The organism is Bacillus sp. GBSW19 (assembly GCF_002998655.1).
In the GTDB taxonomy this organism is placed as follows: Bacteria; Bacillota; Bacilli; order Bacillales; family Bacillaceae; genus Bacillus.
Genome location: NZ_PVRF01000007.1, coordinates 1 through 18,417, shown reverse-complemented (window position 1 = coordinate 18,417; position 18,417 = coordinate 1). Strand labels below are relative to the sequence as shown.

At 40.5% G+C, this 18,417-nt stretch carries 17 protein-coding genes, 1 tRNA gene, 2 rRNA genes, 1 other RNA gene, 1 pseudogene and 1 other annotated feature; of the genes and pseudogenes, 16 read left to right on the top strand and 6 right to left on the bottom strand.

Features of this window, described 5'->3' with window-relative positions; translation table 11 throughout:
• Window positions 1-7: 7 nt before the first annotated feature.
• A 5S ribosomal RNA gene (rrf, locus tag C6344_RS18630) occupies window positions 8-123 on the top strand.
• 11 nt (window positions 124-134) lie between these two features.
• On the opposite strand, the gene C6344_RS18625 is transcribed toward rrf, so the two are convergent.
• Complete coding sequence (locus C6344_RS18625; protein WP_060595635.1) at window positions 135-1,103, bottom strand: YaaC family protein; 969 nt, start codon at window positions 1,101-1,103, stop codon at window positions 135-137.
• Window positions 1,104-1,224: 121 nt separating this feature from the next.
• Between C6344_RS18625 and guaB the strand changes: the two genes are divergently transcribed.
• On the top strand, window positions 1,225-2,691 hold the full coding sequence (gene guaB, locus C6344_RS18620) for an IMP dehydrogenase (RefSeq protein WP_034666116.1): 1,467 nt from the start codon (window positions 1,225-1,227) through the stop codon (window positions 2,689-2,691).
• Window positions 2,692-2,851: 160 nt separating this feature from the next.
• Window positions 2,852-4,177 carry a D-alanyl-D-alanine carboxypeptidase family protein gene (locus tag C6344_RS18615; RefSeq protein WP_034666113.1) on the top strand — a complete coding sequence of 442 codons (1,326 nt, stop codon included), beginning with the start codon at window positions 2,852-2,854 and terminating at the stop codon, window positions 4,175-4,177.
• Window positions 4,178-4,218: 41 nt separating this feature from the next.
• On the opposite strand, the gene pdxR is transcribed toward C6344_RS18615, so the two are convergent.
• Window positions 4,219-5,697 (bottom strand): MocR-like pyridoxine biosynthesis transcription factor PdxR, encoded by a 1,479-nt coding sequence (pdxR, locus tag C6344_RS18610; RefSeq protein ID WP_034666110.1) that lies wholly within the window; start codon window positions 5,695-5,697, stop codon window positions 4,219-4,221.
• Window positions 5,698-5,942: 245 nt separating this feature from the next.
• Here pdxR and pdxS point away from each other — a divergent pair, with 245 nt between their 5' ends.
• The 5 genes and pseudogenes from pdxS (at window position 5,943) to C6344_RS18585 (ending at window position 10,186) form a co-directional block, all read left to right on the top strand.
• Window positions 5,943-6,827 (top strand): pyridoxal 5'-phosphate synthase lyase subunit PdxS, encoded by an 885-nt coding sequence (gene pdxS / locus C6344_RS18605; protein ID WP_034666107.1) that lies wholly within the window; start codon window positions 5,943-5,945, stop codon window positions 6,825-6,827.
• 20 nt (window positions 6,828-6,847) lie between these two features.
• Window positions 6,848-7,438, top strand: coding sequence for a pyridoxal 5'-phosphate synthase glutaminase subunit PdxT (gene pdxT / locus C6344_RS18600; protein ID WP_106071962.1), 591 nt, complete (start codon window positions 6,848-6,850; stop codon window positions 7,436-7,438).
• 53 nt (window positions 7,439-7,491) lie between these two features.
• Window positions 7,492-7,708 (top strand) — a binding site (T-box leader).
• Window positions 7,709-7,757: 49 nt separating this feature from the next.
• The gene (gene serS / locus C6344_RS18595; RefSeq protein WP_060595637.1) at window positions 7,758-9,032 is read left to right on the top strand and encodes a serine--tRNA ligase; all 1,275 of its coding nucleotides are present in this window, start codon (window positions 7,758-7,760) and stop codon (window positions 9,030-9,032) included.
• Window positions 9,033-9,628: 596 nt separating this feature from the next.
• A pseudogene (locus tag C6344_RS19275) lies at window positions 9,629-9,964 on the top strand (methyl-accepting chemotaxis protein); the annotation flags it as partial.
• Between the two features lie 129 nt (window positions 9,965-10,093).
• Window positions 10,094-10,186 (top strand) — tRNA-Ser (locus C6344_RS18585).
• A gap of 89 nt (window positions 10,187-10,275) precedes the next feature.
• On the opposite strand, the gene C6344_RS18580 is transcribed toward C6344_RS18585, so the two are convergent.
• The 4 genes from C6344_RS18580 to C6344_RS18565 form a co-directional block, all read right to left on the bottom strand.
• Window positions 10,276-10,935 (bottom strand): deoxynucleoside kinase, encoded by a 660-nt coding sequence (locus C6344_RS18580; RefSeq protein WP_060595639.1) that lies wholly within the window; start codon window positions 10,933-10,935, stop codon window positions 10,276-10,278.
• Window positions 10,932-11,555, bottom strand: coding sequence for a deoxynucleoside kinase (locus C6344_RS18575; protein ID WP_034666096.1), 624 nt, complete (start codon window positions 11,553-11,555; stop codon window positions 10,932-10,934). Before C6344_RS18575 ends, C6344_RS18580 begins: the two co-directional genes overlap by 4 nt.
• Before the next feature lie 79 nt (window positions 11,556-11,634).
• The gene (locus C6344_RS18570; RefSeq protein WP_248065160.1) at window positions 11,635-12,882 is read right to left on the bottom strand and encodes a glycosyl hydrolase family 18 protein; all 1,248 of its coding nucleotides are present in this window, start codon (window positions 12,880-12,882) and stop codon (window positions 11,635-11,637) included.
• Window positions 12,883-12,981: 99 nt separating this feature from the next.
• Window positions 12,982-13,536: a cysteine hydrolase family protein gene (locus C6344_RS18565; RefSeq protein ID WP_060595641.1), complete on the bottom strand. Its 555-nt coding sequence runs from the start codon at window positions 13,534-13,536 to the stop codon at window positions 12,982-12,984.
• Window positions 13,537-13,615: 79 nt separating this feature from the next.
• Here C6344_RS18565 and tadA point away from each other — a divergent pair, with 79 nt between their 5' ends.
• From tadA to C6344_RS18525, 8 genes are all read left to right on the top strand, one after another.
• Window positions 13,616-14,089 carry a tRNA adenosine(34) deaminase TadA gene (gene tadA / locus C6344_RS18560; protein WP_106048787.1) on the top strand — a complete coding sequence of 158 codons (474 nt, stop codon included), beginning with the start codon at window positions 13,616-13,618 and terminating at the stop codon, window positions 14,087-14,089.
• Window positions 14,090-14,168: 79 nt separating this feature from the next.
• Window positions 14,169-14,433, top strand: an RNA gene (gene ffs, locus C6344_RS18555) — signal recognition particle sRNA large type.
• Between the two features lie 330 nt (window positions 14,434-14,763).
• Window positions 14,764-16,476 carry a DNA polymerase III subunit gamma/tau gene (gene dnaX / locus C6344_RS18550; protein ID WP_034666087.1) on the top strand — a complete coding sequence of 571 codons (1,713 nt, stop codon included), beginning with the start codon at window positions 14,764-14,766 and terminating at the stop codon, window positions 16,474-16,476.
• Between the two features lie 26 nt (window positions 16,477-16,502).
• Window positions 16,503-16,826 (top strand): YbaB/EbfC family nucleoid-associated protein, encoded by a 324-nt coding sequence (locus C6344_RS18545; RefSeq protein ID WP_008342011.1) that lies wholly within the window; start codon window positions 16,503-16,505, stop codon window positions 16,824-16,826.
• A 15-nt stretch (window positions 16,827-16,841) separates the two neighbouring features.
• Window positions 16,842-17,438, top strand: coding sequence for a recombination protein RecR (recR, locus tag C6344_RS18540; protein ID WP_003218094.1), 597 nt, complete (start codon window positions 16,842-16,844; stop codon window positions 17,436-17,438).
• An 18-nt stretch (window positions 17,439-17,456) separates the two neighbouring features.
• Complete coding sequence (locus C6344_RS18535; protein WP_003218088.1) at window positions 17,457-17,681, top strand: YaaL family protein; 225 nt, start codon at window positions 17,457-17,459, stop codon at window positions 17,679-17,681.
• A gap of 66 nt (window positions 17,682-17,747) precedes the next feature.
• Window positions 17,748-18,011, top strand: a complete 264-nt coding sequence (locus C6344_RS18530) for a pro-sigmaK processing inhibitor BofA family protein (RefSeq protein WP_060595643.1) — start codon at window positions 17,748-17,750, stop codon at window positions 18,009-18,011.
• A 276-nt stretch (window positions 18,012-18,287) separates the two neighbouring features.
• Window positions 18,288-18,417, top strand: a 16S ribosomal RNA gene (locus C6344_RS18525); the annotation flags it as partial.

The window sequence follows — 18,417 nt, the reverse complement described above, 5'->3', positions numbered from 1 at the left end:
CATCAGGTTTGGTGGCGATAGCGAAGAGGTCACACCCGTTCCCATACCGAACACGGAAGTTAAGCTCTTCAGCGCCGATGGTAGTTGGGGGTCTCCCCCTGTGAGAGTAGGACGCCGCCAAGCTTTTCTAAGGATCAGTTCCATACGGAACTGGTCTTTTTTGTGTTTTCTTCTAACAGCATCATGATATAAGCTGGGAACTTCTCTTCGGCAATCTCCATATAGCGTTCAATCATGACATAATCATCACTAATGTATTGAGACAGCAGCTCGTACCACCATTCAGTTTCGTAGCGGGCAATCATACTGAGGTTATACATTAATAAGTAATGGCTGATGATCTCAGGAATCCCTAAAAATGAATCACGAGTTGACGGAATAAACCATTGATCCATTTCTAAATCATAATGAAGATGAGTAGCGAGCGCTGGATTTTCTTCTAGAGCTACATCAAACGTCAGCTTTTTGGCTTCTCTTTGCTTGAGTTTCCAACTTGTATGGAACTCAAAGTATTCAATAAAGCGTTCAGCAGACATGTTATAAAGCAATGGAATATGATCTTGAATCATCATCCCATTAACCTTTTCCACTTTAACTAATGTCGAGGGCTGCTTTTGAAACTCCAGAATATGACTCATTTCAGGTATCTTTGAAAGGAGATGAATCATCGTAAATCGCTCATCTTCAAGACCATTTAAATGAAATAGATGCTTTAACACATGCATGCATAGTCCATTTCGCTGAATTTTCACTTCATCTTCACTAAAGCGGTAATGCTGTTTCTTTCTCTTTCTCGATGTTACGCCATGGGCCAAAACAGAGGTTTGAGAAGGATAGTGAGGATCAACTGTCAGTAAACATGCCTTTAGCAACTGAGCCATTCCATAAAATAATAAAATGGGCTTCAGTTCGAGTGGAGCGATAGCTGCCTGTTCATAGAACGTATGGCCATGCTTTAAAAAGTAAATAAACCGTTCACAGTTTTTATAGGCTTGCTGGTTTGCATCTTGAATGCTCCGTTTCTCATATTGTTGATATAGAAACTTTTGGGAAGTTTCGAGTGAGTAAAAACGTTTTAAATCCTTCCATCCTGAACTTTTCATCTTCTTCCTCAACTCTCTTTATATTTTCTAAAAATTGCAACTGTTTGTTGCTTCCTTGACATGCTGTTTCCTAGTTGATAATCTACATATAATATTTTGCCGAAAAGAGGGGGATTTACTAATGTGGGAAAGTAAATTTTCAAAAGAAGGTTTGACGTTTGACGATGTTTTGCTTGTTCCAGCTAAGTCTGAAGTACTTCCGCGTGATGTCGATTTATCAGTTGAGTTAACAAGCACATTAAAACTAAACATTCCAATTATCAGTGCAGGAATGGACACGGTGACGGAATCACAAATGGCGATTGCAATGGCACGTCAAGGTGGTCTTGGTATCATTCATAAGAACATGTCTATTGAGCAACAAGCAGAACAAGTGGATAAAGTAAAACGTTCAGAGCGCGGCGTTATTACAAATCCATTCTTCTTAACACCTGAGCATCAAGTATTTGATGCAGAGCACCTAATGGGTAAATACCGTATTTCAGGTGTACCGATTGTAAATAACGAAGAAGATCAAAAGCTTGTTGGTATTATTACGAACCGTGACCTTCGTTTTATTTCGGATTATTCAATGAAGATTAGCGACGTGATGACAAAAGAGGAACTTGTGACAGCTTCTGTAGGTACGACGTTAGAAGAAGCTGAAAAAATCCTACAGCAATATAAAATTGAAAAATTACCTCTTTTAGATGACGAAGGAACGTTAAAAGGTCTCATCACCATCAAAGATATTGAAAAAGTGATCGAATTCCCTAACTCCTCTAAAGATGCACATGGCCGTTTAATTGTTGGTGCTGCTGTTGGTGTCACTGGCGATACAATGACTCGTGTGAGAAAATTAGTCGAAGCCAATGTGGATGTCGTTGTCATTGATACTGCACATGGTCATTCACAAGGTGTTCTTAACACTGTATCGAAAATCCGTGAAACGTATCCTTCTCTTAATATCATTGCTGGTAATGTTGCAACAGCCGAAGCAACTAAAGCATTATTTGAAGCAGGAGCAGATATTGTGAAAGTCGGTATCGGACCAGGGTCTATTTGTACAACACGTGTTGTTGCAGGTGTTGGTGTACCACAAATCACAGCAATCTATGACTGTGCAACAGAAGCAAGAAAACATGGTAAAGCTATTATTGCAGATGGTGGAATTAAATATTCAGGTGATATCGTAAAAGCTCTAGCATCTGGTGGACATGCTGTAATGCTTGGAAGCCTTCTAGCTGGTACATCTGAAAGCCCAGGAGACACAGAAATTTTCCAAGGTAGACGCTTCAAAGTTTATCGCGGTATGGGTTCAGTCGCTGCAATGGAAAAAGGAAGTAAAGATCGTTACTTCCAAGAAGATAATAAAAAATTCGTTCCAGAAGGTATTGAAGGCCGTACACCATACAAAGGGCCAGTCGTTGATACAGTGTATCAACTCGTTGGCGGTATCCGTTCTGGTATGGGCTATTGTGGAACACAGGACTTACGCTCACTTAGAGAAGATGCACAGTTCATTCGCATGACTGGTGCAGGACTTCGTGAGAGTCATCCACATGATGTACAAATTACAAAAGAATCACCAAACTACACAATTTCTTGATAAATTGTGACAATCAAATTACATTTGACAGGGTCTATGACTCTGTCTATTTTTTTTGTCTTTATTGTGATAAAATTTATACTGTTGTGTTGAAATAAGCCCTTGTGGATTAAATATATATGAAATACGTCGAAAAAAGATGAATACGGAGGTATGACGATTGAACAGCAAGATGTTGAAACAGCTTATGGTCTCTATCCTTGCACTGGCATTGATTGTGACAGCATTTACACCAATGTCCAAAGCAAAAGCAGCTGAAGATCCATTCAATGTGAATGCGAAAGCAGCAATCCTAATTGAAGCTTCTACAGGTAAAATTCTTTATAGTAAAAACGCAGAACAAAGACTGCCTATTGCAAGTATGGCAAAGATGATGACAGAGTATCTATTACTAGAGGCGATTGCTGAAGGCAAAGTGAAATGGGATCAAACGTATACGCCAGATGATTATGTATACGAAATTTCTCAGGACCGCAGTTTATCAAACGTTCCTTTGAGAAAAGATGGCTCGTATACAGTGAAAGAACTTTATCAAGCAACGGCTATTTATTCGGCAAATGCAGCAGCGATTGGCTTAGCAGAAGTGATCGCTGGATCAGAATCGAAGTTCGTTGAAAAAATGAACGCAAAAGCGAAAGAACTTGGTTTAACTAACTACAAATTCGTGAATGCAACTGGACTAGAAAATAAAGATTTACATGGCAAACAGCCAAAAGGTACAGGTCCTGATGAAGAAAGTGAAGTATCTGCGAAAGATATGGCATTGCTTGCACAGCATCTCATCAAAGACCATCCAGAAATTCTTGAAACATCAAGTATCGCGAAAACAAAGTTCAGAGAAGGCACAGACGATGAAATGGACATGCCTAACTGGAACTTCATGCTTAAAGGACTTGTGAAGGAATATGAAGGTGTAGACGGTCTGAAAACAGGCTCTACGGATTCAGCTGGTTCTAGCTTCACAGGTACCGCTAAACAAGGTGACATGCGTGTCATTGCTGTGATCTTGAATGCAAAAGGTAATCTTCATACAGCACGTTTCGACGTGGCGAAAAAACTGTTCGACTATGCATTTAAAAACTTCACGATGAAAGAAATGTACAAAAAAGGTCAACAGATCAAAGGACATGAAAACATCGAAGTCGATAAAGGCAAAGACAAAGAAGTACCTGTCGTCACGAAAGAAGCTTTCTCTGTGCCAGTAAAAAATGGCGACGAAAAGAGCTTTAAAGCAAAAGTAAATATCGAGAAAAAGAAACTAGAAGCTCCTATTAAAAAAGGAACGAAGGTTGGCATGCTGACGACTTCTTATTCTGGTGATGAGAAGGACTACGGCTATTTGAATAAAGATCAATCAGGTGTTGAGCTTATAACGAAAACAGGCGATGAAAAAGCAAACTGGTTCATCCTTGCAATGCGTAGTGTAGGTGGATTCTTCGCTGGCATTTGGGGCGGAATCGTTGACACAGTAAAAGGTTGGTTCTAATAAAAAACTGCTCTCATGCATAGAGAGCAGTTTTTTTATCGTTAAAAGAAAAGCGATTGTTTTTGATTTTGAGGAGTGGACAAGGCTTGCTGAAAAATACCACATAACTTTTCCACGCCCTCGGTCAGTGCTTTTTCATTCACATAAGAAAAGCTGAGGCGGATATAGTTTTGCTTCGGCTCTCCAGGATAGCACACAGAGCCAGGCAGAAAGGTAATTTGCTGCTTACGTGCCTCATGCAGCAGTGCACGTGTATCGACCCAGGAAGGAAAGCTAAGCCATAAATTGAGCCCGCCCTGAGGAATTTGCCACGTCACATCTTTTGGTGCATGCTTCGTTAATACATCTATCATTAAATCACGTCTCACCTTCAAGGCGGTTCTCAGCTTTTTCGTATGATCAATCATCTTCTTCGAAGTCAGAAATGGCAGAATGGCTTTTTGTGTGAGAAGAGGGCTGCCTAAATCATTATTGGCCTTTGCAGCTAATAAACGATTAAATATCGAGCCTGAGGCGGTGATAATCCCAATTCTGCATCCTGGAGCCAGTGTTTTACTTAATCCTCGCAAATAAATGACGTGTCCATCATGATCAAGACTTTTGATAGGTGCTGGCGGCTTCTTTTCGAAATAAAGCTCACGATAAGGATCATCCTCTACAATGAGACAATCAATACTTTGAGCCAGTAAGAGAAGTTGTTTTCTGCGTTTCATTGACATACTGGCTCCTGTCGGACTGTGAAAAGTAGGAATCGTGTAGATGAGCTTTGGTTTATATTTATCACAAATACTTTGAAGCTGCTTCATGTTCATGCCTTCATGATCAACAGGGACTGTAATAATTCTTGCCCCTCTGCCCATAAAGACATCAATGGCGCCTGGATAAGTCGGTGCTTCCATGACAACTACATCATCAGGACCGATAAACGCACGTGCGACCAAATCAAGCCCTTGCTGAGAACCACTAGTTACAAGGATATTTTCAGGAGTAGAAGGCACACCCAGCTTTTCTAAAAAAGACTGAATGACTTGCCTAAGCTGAAGATCCCCTTGAATTTCCCCATACTTCGACATGATTTGAGGATGTCTGGCTAGTACATGCTGCATTTCTTTTTCTAAATACCGGTTTGGCAAAAGCCCTGGATCAATCATAGAGGAAGAAAGGTTGATCGCTTCTTCGACATAGTGATACTGAGCAAATTGAGACCGTGGTAAATAATCCGGAATGGATAACTGCCAATCAAAAGAGGTAGATGACGGAACCGGAATATCTGACTGCTTTTGCAGCTCATCCACAAACGTCCCTTTACCTTGCACAGTCGTTAAATATCCGTCGTCCTTCAGCCGTGTGTATGCCTTTGCTGCCGTGACAAGACTCACATTCAGCTGCTTTGCTAAATCACGTACAGTTGGCAGCTTATCTCCCTGCTGAAGCAAACCCGATTGGATATGATCGATGATCGAAAAGTAAATCTGATTCGAAAGCGATGTATCAGAATGTCGATGGATATCAATATGCATGAGCAACCTCCATTGAGTGCAAAATTGTTATACATGAATTTGAATTGTTATAGTTGCATTATAGCATGTAAATCACACTTCAAAGAAAAAATGACTTATTTTTAGCCAGAAATCGTTTATATACAAGGGTTTAGGCTTTTTTGTCGGCTGATTGAATTGTTATACTATTCTCTTTATTGTTATACTGTCTCGCTTGTATGATAAAGAGGTAAATCAATCGAATTGACAAATGGGAGGAAACTATTGTGAGCAATAAGGGAACTGAACGAGTGAAACGTGGAATGGCAGAAATGCAAAAGGGTGGCGTCATTATGGATGTCGTCAATGCTGAACAGGCAAAGATCGCAGAAGAAGCAGGTGCGGTGGCAGTTATGGCACTAGAACGAGTACCAGCTGATATCCGTGCAGCCGGCGGTGTAGCCCGTATGGCAGACCCAAGAATCGTAGAGGAAGTACAAAATGCTGTAACGATTCCAGTCATGGCAAAAGCACGTATCGGCCACATCGTCGAGGCTCGTGTTCTTGAAGCACTTGGTGTTGATTATATCGATGAGAGTGAAGTGCTGACGCCCGCAGATGAGGAATTCCATTTAAATAAAAATGAATACACAGTACCTTTTGTCTGTGGTTGCCGTGACTTAGGTGAAGCAACCCGCCGTATCGCAGAAGGCGCTTCGATGCTTCGTACGAAAGGGGAACCTGGGACAGGCAACATTGTAGAAGCTGTCCGTCATATGAGAAAGGTCAATGCTCAGATTCGTAAAGTAGCAGCAATGAGTGAAGATGAACTGATGACAGAAGCCAAGAACCTAGGAGCACCTTATGAATTATTGCTTCAAATCAAAAAAGACGGCAAGCTCCCAGTTGTTAACTTTGCAGCTGGAGGCGTTGCGACACCAGCAGATGCTGCGTTAATGATGCAGCTTGGAGCAGACGGTGTATTTGTTGGATCTGGTATTTTTAAATCAGACAATCCGGCGAAATTTGCAAAAGCGATTGTTGAAGCAACGACTCACTTCACAGATTACCGTCTCATTGCAGAACTTTCAAAAGAGCTTGGAACAGCCATGAAAGGAATTGAAATCTCAAATCTACTGCCAGAAGAGCGTATGCAAGAGCGTGGCTGGTAATTAAGGGAGCGCAAATGAACATGCTAACAATTGGTGTACTAGGGCTTCAAGGAGCCGTGAGAGAGCATATTCAATCGATTGAAGCCTGCGATGCAGAAGGTAAGATCATTAAACGAGCAGAAGAGCTAGCATCCGTTGACGGTCTTATTATCCCTGGTGGAGAAAGCACGACGATGAGGAGACTCATGGATACGTACCAATTCATTGAACCGATTAAAGCGTTCGCTGCAGAAGGGAAACCGATTTTCGGGACATGTGCCGGTTTGATTATGCTGGCAAAATATATTGAAGATCGAGAAGATGCCCATCTTGGATTGTTAAATGTATCTGTTGCACGGAATTCATTTGGCAGACAGGTAGACAGCTTTGAAGCAGATCTAGAAGTAAAAGGGCTGGATGCGCCGTTTACAGGGGTGTTCATCCGTGCGCCTCATATCATCAGCGCAGATGTGAGCGTAGAAATCATGGCTGAATATGATGGCAGGATTGTGATGGCTAAAGAAAACAATATCTTAGGCTGTTCTTTTCATCCAGAGCTGACAGACGATCACCGGTTAACACAGCTGTTTGTTGAAATGGTGAAGTCTTACAAAACGAAGCTCGCTGTATAAAACGGTTGAAAAGAGATAAAACTTATAGTACATTAAAATCACAATCAAAGATCGAAAAAGCGTTGACGGGAAATAGTAAGAAGCCCCTCTTTCTCAGAGAGCCGATGGTTGGTGCGAATCGGTGAAAGATGCAGTCTGAATCCATCCTTGAGCGAAATGCTGAAACACGAGAAGTAAGCATTTACGGTGATACCGTTACAGAGGAAAGAGGAAAGCATGCTTCTGCATGTTTTCAATCAGGGTGGCAACGCGAGAGCTCTCGTCCCTTTCATGGGATGAGGGCTCTTTTTATTTTTCGATAAAAAAAGGAGTGTTACACATGCTGGATATTAAACAACTGCGCACGGACTTTGATCAAATCAAAGAAAAATTAGCACACCGAGGCGAAGATTTAGCGGATTTTGATAAGTTTGGTGAACTGGATCAAAAAAGAAGAGAACTAATCGGGAAAACAGAAGAATTAAAGAGCCGAAGAAATGAAGTATCACAGCAAGTGGCCGTTCTAAAAAGAGAAAAGAAAGATGCCGATCACATTATTCAAGAAATGCGTGAGGTAGGAGATGAGATTAAAAAGCTGGATGATGAGCTAAGAACAGTAGAAGAAAGCTTGCAGCACATCCTCTTCTCTATTCCGAATATCCCTCATGACACTGTACCGGTTGGGGAAACAGAAGATGACAACGTGGAAGTGAGAAAATGGGGCGAACAGCCGGCCTTCTCATTTGAGCCAAAACCACATTGGGATGTAGCGGATGAGCTAAACATTCTTGATTTTGAACGCGCAGGAAAAGTCACAGGAAGCCGATTCGTTTTTTATAAAGGGCTTGGCGCACGCTTAGAGCGCGCACTATATAACTTTATGCTCGATCTACATGTCGATGAGTTTGGTTTTACTGAAGTGCTCCCACCTTACATGGTCAATAGAGCTAGCATGACAGGGACTGGGCAGCTTCCAAAATTCGAAGAGGATGCCTTTAAAATCCGAGAAGAAGATTATTTCCTCATTCCAACAGCTGAAGTGCCGATTACCAACATGCACCGTGACGAAATCCTTGAAGGGGAACAGTTGCCAATCAATTATGCAGCATTCAGTGCTTGCTTTAGATCAGAGGCTGGATCTGCCGGAAGAGATACACGCGGACTCATCCGTCAGCACCAATTTAATAAGGTAGAGCTTGTGAAATTTGTTAGACCTGAAGATTCTTATGAAGAATTAGAGAAACTAACAAATCAAGCAGAAAAAGTCCTACAGCTATTAAACCTGCCATACCGTGTCATGAGCATGTGTACGGGAGATTTAGGCTTCACGGCTGCGAAGAAATACGACATCGAAGTATGGATTCCGAGCCAAGATACGTATCGTGAAATTTCTTCTTGCAGTAACTTCGAAGCATTCCAAGCAAGACGCGCAAACATTCGATTCCGTCCAGAGCCTAAAGCGAAGCCAGAGCATGTCCACACGTTAAATGGATCTGGTTTAGCAGTAGGAAGAACCGTGGCGGCCATTTTAGAAAACTATCAACAAGAGGACGGCACAGTAATTATTCCTGAAGTACTGCGTCCTTATATGGGAAATAAAGAAGTGATGAAATAAGATGCCGCTATGGCATCTTATTTCTTTTTACCAAAAGTCCTACAGTTTTCCTAAATTTAGCCGATAAAAAAATAAAAGCTTCTAGGAAAGAAGGAATAACCTTGAATAGGCTTGACTATTATGTTGAAATGGCTCAATTAATTAGAAAAGTTCTAGATGAAAGTATTCTTTTCGGCATCACTGATACAGAGAAGGTGCTTTGTTACTACCCGTCTAACACAATAGATTTTGGCGTGAAAGTTGGGGACCCATTGAACCCAGAAGACCAAAACGTGGCGACGACATTAAGAGGACAAGAATATGATGGTCATTTACCAGAGTCTTTATATGGTTATGAAATTGCTGTAAAAGGTTACCCGATTTTTGATGAAGATAGAAAAGTAATTGGATCTTTTTTAGTGGCATTTTCACATCATCGTGAAAAGAAATTAAGCGGTTATATGGAGCATATCAATGATGTAGCGAAAGAACTCCAAGGTGGAATCGAGCAAATTGCTGCGCATTCACAAGAGCTGGCTGCCACAAGTTTAGAAATAAGCGAACAGGCAGGAAGAGCGGAAGAGAAATCTGCAAATATTGAAGAAGTCGTCAAAACCATTGGCGGGATCGCTAGACAAACAAACTTGCTAGGTCTAAATGCTGCAATTGAAGCAGCAAGAGCAGGCGAGAATGGAAAAGGGTTTGCTGTCGTAGCTGATGAAGTTCGTAAATTATCAGATGGCTCAAAGGAAGCGGCTGAAACCATTAATACCTTCTTAAAGGAAATCCAAGACAGTATTAGCACTTTGTCTGAAAACATCTCACAAATCAGCAGCTCAACAAATGAACAAGCCAAACAAGTGACAGACTTTACGAAAATTATTGAATCATTAAATGAGTTTAAAGAAGAGATGAATCAGTTTATTGAAGAGATTAGACAGGATACAAAATAGATCAAGAGCAGCCGTTAATGGCTGCTTTTTTATGGGCAGATTCTCATACCAAAACAACTTATTGAAATTTTTTTCGAAAAGATGTTGACTTGAATTAAAATGATATGGTATATTAATTCTTGTCGATACGGAGGAATACCCAAGTCCGGCTGAAGGGATCGGTCTTGAAAACCGACAGGGGTGTCAAAGCCCGCGGGGGTTCGAATCCCTCTTCCTCCGCCATATTGATTTTTTACCTTAGTTGAATTAAAACGCAAGCATAAAAATTGGAATTGTCAAACCGCTGCATTCGCGAAATGCAGCGGTTTTTTTTATTTTGTTTTAGAGCGATTTTTTTGTATAACAGAAGCAATTTCATGAAGAATGGGTTCAAGTGAGCTTTCATCATGAAGTAAGTCGTAATCTTCAATGTTAATTTTAATCACTGGGCATAAATCGAATTGTTCGATCCATTCCGTATATCGAGTGTACATTTCTTCCCAATAGGCTCGATCAGTTTGAGTTTCCATCTCTCTGCCGCGTTCTTCAATACGATTCAAAATATGATCTAAATCCCCGTGTAAATAGATGAGTACATCAGGGTGAGGGAAGTAAGGTGTCATCACCATCGCCTCGAATAGACTCGTATACGTTTCATAATCTACTTCAGACATCGTACCTTTGTCCGCATGCATTTTCGCGAAAATGCCTGTGTCCTCATAAATTGAACGATCTTGCACATATCCTCCACCAGATTCAAAAATCCGCTTTTGTTCCTTAAAACGCTCGGCTAGGAAATAGACCTGTAAATGGAAGCTCCATCTTTGGAAATCTGAATAAAAGGGCTCTAAGTATGGGTTGTCATCTACTTTTTCAAGAGAGGTTTGAAAGCCTAGCTTGTCCGCTATCGTTTTAGTCATAGTGGATTTTCCAACACCAACAGTCCCGGCGATTGTGATCACTGCATCCTTTGGTATTTCGATATTGTTCATAGTACTTGCTCCTTTATGTTCTGTACAATTTGCTGGTAATCTTGCTGTGAGGAAACGAAGTCTGTATGATCTCCTTCAATTGTAATGATAGGAAGCCCTGGGTCAGTCTGTTTTAAATGTTCAATGGCCAGCTCATAATCTTCAATGAGTGTTTTTAAATAAGCTGGGTCGATGTCTTCTTCAAAAGAGCGTCCCCTCATCTGTATTCTTTCAAGTAAGGTAGGAAGGCTGGCTTTTATATAGATGATAGCATTTGGTTTAGGAAGGTCATCTGTTAGCAAGTGATAGATCTTTCTGTATTTGTCCATGTGCTTTTTTGATAATGTTCTTTCTGCAAATATCATATTTTTATAGACATGATAATCAGTGACAATCGGCTGCTGTTGACTCACATAGTTTTCTTCAATAGATTCTAACTGTTTGACCCGATTGCATAAAAAGAACATCTCAAGCTGAAAGCTCCATTGTTCCATATCTTCATAAAATTTATCTAAGAATGGATTTTCTTCTACAATCTCTTTTACTAAAGGAAATTGAAATTCCTTCGCAAGCATTGTAGCCAAAGTTGTTTTTCCGGCTCCAATTGGGCCTTCCACTGCAATAAAAGGGGCAGGATACATAGGCGTTCTCCTCTATCTATAAAGTTGTCAAACCAATGTATATTGTACCATACCCCTTCCGAGAGATAGAGCGAATGGGTTACGATGTCGTTCTTTTTTCAATATTAAATTGATCTGATAATAAGAGCCAATTTTGTGGGAAGGATAGACCTAATTTCCAATAAGCAATTCCGTTCAAGTTTAACTCTTTGATGAGATTGAACTTTGCTTGAATCGATCTAGCGTCTTCGAACCATACCTCATGCTCTTTATTAGTGGCATCTGTGTAACGAAAATAAGGTGCTTGTGCTGTTTCGTCGTATAGAATGGAGGCATTATTCTCTCTGGCAATTGCAATCGCTTGTTGAGGACTGACGGCTTTAGCAATGGGGCCGCCCTGGACGTAAGGAAGCGTCCAATCATAGCCATATAAATTCTGCCCCATAACAATTTTATTGGCCGGCATGACGGTCAGTGCATATTCAATGACTTGGCGGACAGGTCCAATGGGAGAGACAGCTTGTGCAGGGCCGCCGCTGTATCCCCATTCATAGGTCATTAACACAACATGATCGACGATCTTCCCGATGGCTTCATAGTCATGAGCTTCATACCATTTTCCCTTTTGCTGACTACTTGTTTTAGGGGCAAGTGCAACAGATATTGTCCATCCTTCTTGATGGAAGCGGGTTGTTGCCTCTCTTAAAAATTGAATGTAAGCATCTTTATCAGCGGGACGTAAATATTCAAAATCAAAATGGATTTCTTTTAATTGATACTTTTTAGCAACACGAACGATTTCATTTAAAAATGTGGCTTTGACAGATTGGTTATTCAAAAGAATTCGCCCAAGTTCATCACTGAATTTATCATTCTCTAGGTTTGTCACCACCATGGATAAAACGGTTCTGCTCTGAGCGGCTATTTGAGGTAGCTGATCTAACGGTGGTTCTTTCAGTGTTCCGTCTCTTTGCGCTTGGAAACTAAAGGCGCCTAAATGGGTTAAATATGGAGAGGCTTCTCTAGCTGCTTGTTTTAAGTTTTCACTGACTTGATTTCCCCGTGGTTCAATGTAAGCATTTGAATTAATGTTCCTTTTTGGTCTTTGAGGAATATAGAGCAAGAAACGTATAGGAAGTATCGCTTCAGGCCGTATTCTATTCACACGTGCCAACTCCTCCACTGAAATTCGAAATCGTCTCCCAATTTGATAAAGTGTGTCATTTTGTTTGACCTCATAAAATTGTCCTCTAATTGGAATGACAATTGTTTGTCCAATGACGAGTTGATTTGGTGTTTCAATATCGTTGGTACGGATGATTTCATTGACTGTTGTTTTAAAACGCATGGCAATTTCGTTTAAAGTATCTCCTCTTTTGACAACATAAATTTGAATAGTCAACGCCCCCTTTGTTATTGCTAACAATTTATGAGGGTTATGGATAAATCATGTTTGATTTTCATACGTGATCTCTTTAGCAGAGGTGATTTTTGCTAGTAGAACGTTCTCCATCATCGTTAAAGCATATTCGTTGTCTCTGTCGTCATTTGATGCGATACAATCTTTAGGTACAATTAAGTTGTATTCTCGCATGTATGCGTCATTTGCAGTGAACAGAACACAAATGTTTCCTGCAATTCCGGTCAAAATAATGTCTTGCACACCTAATTCATTTAAGAGTGTCTCTAATGCAGTTCCGTAGAAGGCAGAATGCTTCGGTTTAATTAAGAAGTAATCATCTTTAGATGGTGCCATTTTCTCTAAAATAGGGGCGCTTCTTTCGTTTTTGCATGTTTCCATCACAGCTTGTATATCAGCCTTCCAGAGACCATAGTGGTCGTTGATATAGATGATTGGCCAATTTTCCTTGAAAGCATGATCTTTAAGCGCTAAAATCTTATTGGTCATTTGCTCTGTTTTATCAGCGAGCACATGTCCCATTTCAAAATCAAAATTATTAATCATGTCGATAATAAGCAGTGCCTTTTGGTGCTTTGACAAAGTAAGACCCCCTTTAAAAGATTGTGCTAATATGTTAACCTCAATATCCTTTTAAAAAACATGAAAAGAGAGCCGTGCTATGACGAGAGATGAACAGTTTATGCAAGAAGCTATTTCTGAAGCCTTAAAAGCAGAACAAATAGGAGAAGTACCAATCGGTGCCATCATCGTTGTTGATGACCAAATTGTGAGCCGCGCTCATAATTTAAGGGAAACAGAGCAGCGTTCAATTGCACATGCAGAATTACTTGCTATTGATGAAGCGTGTAAAACGACTGGAAGCTGGCGTTTAGAAGATGCTGTACTTTATGTGACGCTTGAACCGTGTCCTATGTGTGCGGGAGCGATTGTCCTTTCTAGAGTGAAAAAGGTCGTTTTCGGTGCATACGATCCAAAAGGTGGATGTGCAGGTACTTTAATGAATTTACTGGATGATGAACGGTTCAATCATCAGTCTGAAGTCATTGGTGGTGTACTTGAAAATGAGTGCGGTGAGCTGTTAAGTCAGTTCTTCCGAAATCTCCGTCAGCGAAAGAAACAAGCCAAAAGTTAATGAATGGATGTCGTTTGCAATTTCAGCTATAAGAAGGTATACTTATGTCTGCGTCACTAACAATTTAATATTCATTTTGCCGTGCTAAGCGGGGAGGTAGCGGTGCCCTGTACTCGCAATCCGCTCTAGCGAGGCTGAATCCCTTCTCAAGGTTCGTTTACTTCAAGGTCTGCCTTAAATAAGTGGTGTTGACGTCTTGGTCCTGCGCAATGGGAATTCATGAACCATGTCAGGTCCGGAAGGAAGCAGCATTAAGTGAAACCTCTCATGTGCCGCAGGGTTGCCTGGGCCGAGCTAACTGTTTAAGTAACGCTTGGGGTAGCGAATCGACAGAAGGTGCACGGTAAATCAATATTAAATGTAACTCATCTAGTTAATCTAGGTGAGTTTTTTGTTGCTGTTTAAAGAATAGTTCAACTGCTTTGTTTATACAAATAGGCAAAAAACCTTTTTAGAGTCTTTTTGTTTTTCCATTAATCACAATAGGAACAAAAGTTCTCCATGGTGTTGCAGAACAATTCGAAAATCTAGAAAACACGTTTTTGATTCATAGAAAGTAGAATATCTATAGTTGAAATCATCATTTTCGTTTATTAGAAAATAAAGGTGTGCTTTTGAATTGATCGGTGCATCATGTATAATAAAAAAGATGATAAATGGAGGAGGGCGTATTTGTGAGTTATCAAGCTTTGTATCGAGTGTTCAGACCTCAAGTTTTTGAGGATGTTGTTGGACAAGAACACATCACAAAAACGTTGCAAAATGCCCTTTTGCAGAAGAAGTTTTCTCATGCTTACTTATTTTCAGGTCCTAGAGGAACAGGTAAAACTAGTGCTGCCAAAATCTTTGCGAAGGCAGTGAACTGTGAAAAGTCACCTGTGAGTGAACCTTGTAATGAATGTGATGCCTGTAAAGGGATTACAAACGGCTCGATTTCAGACGTGATTGAAATAGATGCTGCCTCAAACAACGGGGTAGATGAAATCCGTGATATACGTGATAAAGTGAAATTTGCTCCTTCGGCGGTTACATATAAGGTTTATATTATAGATGAAGTACATATGCTCTCTATCGGGGCATTTAATGCCCTCCTTAAAACGTTAGAGGAGCCGCCTGCTCATTGTATCTTTATTTTGGCTACCACAGAGCCTCATAAGATTCCTCTTACCATCATATCCCGTTGTCAGAGATTTGATTTTAAACGAATCACGACAAAAGATATTGTTGGAAGAATGAAGAAAATTGTAGATGCAGAAAGCCTAAATGTACAAGAGGGCTCGCTCGAGATTATCGCTAGTGCAGCTGATGGCGGTATGCGTGATGCACTAAGCCTCTTAGATCAAGCGATCTCATTTAGTGGTGAGCAGCTGACAATTGATGATGCGCTGCTCATTACAGGAGCTGTTTCTCAGCATTTCATTAGTCAGCTAGCCGAAGCAATTTTTGATCAAAATATTGCTGTAGCGTTAGATACCTTAAATGAATTACTTCAGCAGGGAAAAGATGCTGCTAAATTAATAGAGGACATGATCTTTTACTTTAGAGATATGCTGCTTTATAAAACGGCACCAGATCTGGAGGGGGTCCTTGAAAAGGTAAAGGTCGATGAAAATTTCGTGACGCTTTCGGATCGTGTGACACCTCAATTTCTATATGAAACAATTGAAGTGCTGAATAAAAGCCACCAAGAAATGAAATGGACGAATCATCCAAGGATTTTCTTTGAGGTAGCTGTTGTCAAGCTATGTCAATCAACGGCTGGAATAACACAAGCTCATGCTAACGCTGATTTAACGGCGCTAACGGATAAAATAGACAGGTTGGAACAGGAGCTATCGAGGATAAGAGCTGAGGGTGTGCCAATGTCTCATTCTCATCATCCTCAAGAAAAAAAGGAAGCACCTCGACCACAAACGAGTAACAAAAATGGATACCGTGCACCTGTCGGCCGAATTCACGAGATTCTAAAAGAAGCAAAACGTCCAGAGCTAGAAAAAATTAAAGGTAAATGGGGAGAACTCCTTGCCCACTTGAAACAGCAGAATAAGGTGTCTCATGCTGCGCTATTAACGGATAGTGAACCAGTTGCTGCTGCTTCTCATGCCTTTGTTTTAAAATTCAAGTTTGAAATACACTGTAAAATGGTTGCCGAAGATAAAAGCGGTGTTCGAACCAACCTTGAGCAGCTATTAGAGTCTATGTTAGGAAAAAGAGTGGAATTAGTTGGCGTTCCTGACGCTCAATGGGGTAAAATAAGAGAAGAATTTTTAAGAGATCATCAGCCGGATGAACAGGCAGATGGTCAGGGGACTTCTGCTGAAGAGGATCCATTGATTGCAGAAGCAAAGAAGTTAGTAGGAAACGATTTAATTGAAATTAAAGATTAATAAAAATGAAAGAGAGTGGTGTTCATATGCGCGGTGGAATGGGAAATATGCAAAAAATGATGAAACAAATGCAAAAAATGCAAAAGGATATGGCTAAGGCTCAAGAAGAGCTTGCAGAAAAAGTCCTTGAAGGTACAGCGGGTGGCGGTATGGTCACTGTAAAAGTAAATGGACAAAAAGAAGTTGTTGATGTAGCAATCAATGAAGAAGTTGTTGATCCAGAAGATATCGATATGCTTCAAGATCTTGTACTTGCAGCAACAAACGACGCATTGAAAAAAGTCGATGAGTTAACGAATGAAACAATGGGTCAATTCACAAAAGGAATGAACATGCCAGGTTTATTCTAGGAGGAATAACTGAAGATGCAATATCCTGAACCAATATCAAAGCTGATTGACAGCTTTATGAAATTGCCAGGAATCGGACCGAAAACTGCGGTTCGTCTGGCTTTTTTTGTTCTTAGTATGCAGGAAGATGTCGTACTAGATTTCGCGAAGGCGCTTGTTAATGCAAAGCGTAATTTAACTTATTGTTCGGTATGCGGCCATATCACAGACCAAGATCCTTGCTATATTTGTGAAGATACAAGAAGAGATCAATCTGTTATCTGTGTAGTGCAAGACCCAAAAGATGTGATCGCAATGGAAAAGATGAAAGAATACAACGGCTTATACCATGTGCTTCATGGTGCCATTTCACCGATGGACGGAATTGGCCCAGAGGATATTAAAATTCCTGACCTGTTAAAAAGATTGCAAGACGATCAAGTGACAGAGGTGATCCTTGCAACCAATCCAAACATTGAAGGAGAGGCTACAGCCATGTATATCTCTAGACTGTTGAAACCATCAGGAATTAAACTCTCTCGCATTGCTCACGGACTTCCAGTAGGTGGAGACTTAGAGTATGCGGATGAAGTCACACTGTCTAAAGCTCTAGAAGGCAGACGTGAGATGTAGGAAGGAGAAGTACGGTACATGGGTTTTCTTCGCAGAAAATCAATTCGAAAAGAATTCGATGAGAAATTAATTCAACAGCTTTTTAAGCAAAAGGAAGAATGGAACAGACAAAAAAAGCTTGTCGCAAATAGCGTTGAGCCTTCACCGGACATTCTATTCGAATTAAAGCTTGCTCAAGCGAAGTACTTTTTCTATCTAAGAGAAGCGAAAAAGAGGAATTTACGTTTAAACAACTGGAGATAGCAGGTCTATTTTACATAGTCCTCTCATATGCTTGTACTATTCATATGAAGAGGAGATGAGAGGATTATGGAACCTGTTATTGTAATCGGGTCAATTTTGATAGCTGTACTATTGTTGTTTATGTCAGGTGTTCAAGCGAACCCCTTCAAATGGTTAGGGCTGATCGGAGTAAAGTTTGTGGCAGGTGCTATTTTTTTATTTTGCCTCAATCTATTTGGAGAGAGTCTAGGATTACATGTCTCTATTAACCCTGTAACGAGTGGAATCAGTGGTTTATTGGGCATCCCAGGCGTAGCAGCTTTAGTCGTAATTGAAAAATTCATTATTTAATGAGAAATATTGTTGACTTTGATCCTGTATGGTGGTAAATTAATATACGTCGCTGATGACGAAGAAACGAAAAAACATTATAACAAAAAAGTTGTTGACATTAACAATTTAAATATGGTATGATGTTCTAGTCGCTTCTGAAGCGGTAAACAAGTTCTTTGAAAACTAAACAAGACAAAACGTACCTGTTAATTCGAGTTTTTATAAAAAAATCCTATGATACATCATAGGTAGTCAGTCAAACACTGACGAAAAACAAAACTTCGGTTTTGTACTTTTTCGGAGAGTTTGATCCTGGCTCAGGACGAACGCTGGCGGCGTGCCTAATACATGCAAGTCGAGCGGACAGAAGGGAGCTTGCTCCCGGATGTTAGCGGCGGACGGGTGAGTAACACGTGGGTAACCT

Excerpts from the sequence above, each read along its gene's own strand:
- C6344_RS18625 (WP_060595635.1), bottom strand. The coding sequence starts at position 1,103 with ATGAAAAGTTCAGGATGGAAGGATTTAAAACGTTTTTACTCACTCGAA.
- C6344_RS18545 (WP_008342011.1), top strand. The coding sequence starts at position 16,503 with ATGCGCGGTGGAATGGGAAATATGCAAAAAATGATGAAACAAATGCAA.
- C6344_RS18570 (WP_248065160.1), bottom strand. The coding sequence starts at position 12,882 with ATGCGTTTTAAAACAACAGTCAATGAAATCATCCGTACCAACGATATT.
- recR (WP_003218094.1), top strand. The coding sequence starts at position 16,842 with ATGCAATATCCTGAACCAATATCAAAGCTGATTGACAGCTTTATGAAA.
- C6344_RS18575 (WP_034666096.1), bottom strand. The coding sequence starts at position 11,555 with ATGTATCCTGCCCCTTTTATTGCAGTGGAAGGCCCAATTGGAGCCGGA.
- C6344_RS18530 (WP_060595643.1), top strand. The coding sequence starts at position 17,748 with ATGGAACCTGTTATTGTAATCGGGTCAATTTTGATAGCTGTACTATTG.
- pdxR (WP_034666110.1), bottom strand. The coding sequence starts at position 5,697 with ATGCATATTGATATCCATCGACATTCTGATACATCGCTTTCGAATCAG.
- C6344_RS18580 (WP_060595639.1), bottom strand. The coding sequence starts at position 10,935 with ATGAACAATATCGAAATACCAAAGGATGCAGTGATCACAATCGCCGGG.
- pdxT (WP_106071962.1), top strand. The coding sequence starts at position 6,848 with ATGCTAACAATTGGTGTACTAGGGCTTCAAGGAGCCGTGAGAGAGCAT.
- serS (WP_060595637.1), top strand. The coding sequence starts at position 7,758 with ATGCTGGATATTAAACAACTGCGCACGGACTTTGATCAAATCAAAGAA.
- C6344_RS18535 (WP_003218088.1), top strand. The coding sequence starts at position 17,457 with ATGGGTTTTCTTCGCAGAAAATCAATTCGAAAAGAATTCGATGAGAAA.
- tadA (WP_106048787.1), top strand. The coding sequence starts at position 13,616 with ATGACGAGAGATGAACAGTTTATGCAAGAAGCTATTTCTGAAGCCTTA.
- guaB (WP_034666116.1), top strand. The coding sequence starts at position 1,225 with ATGTGGGAAAGTAAATTTTCAAAAGAAGGTTTGACGTTTGACGATGTT.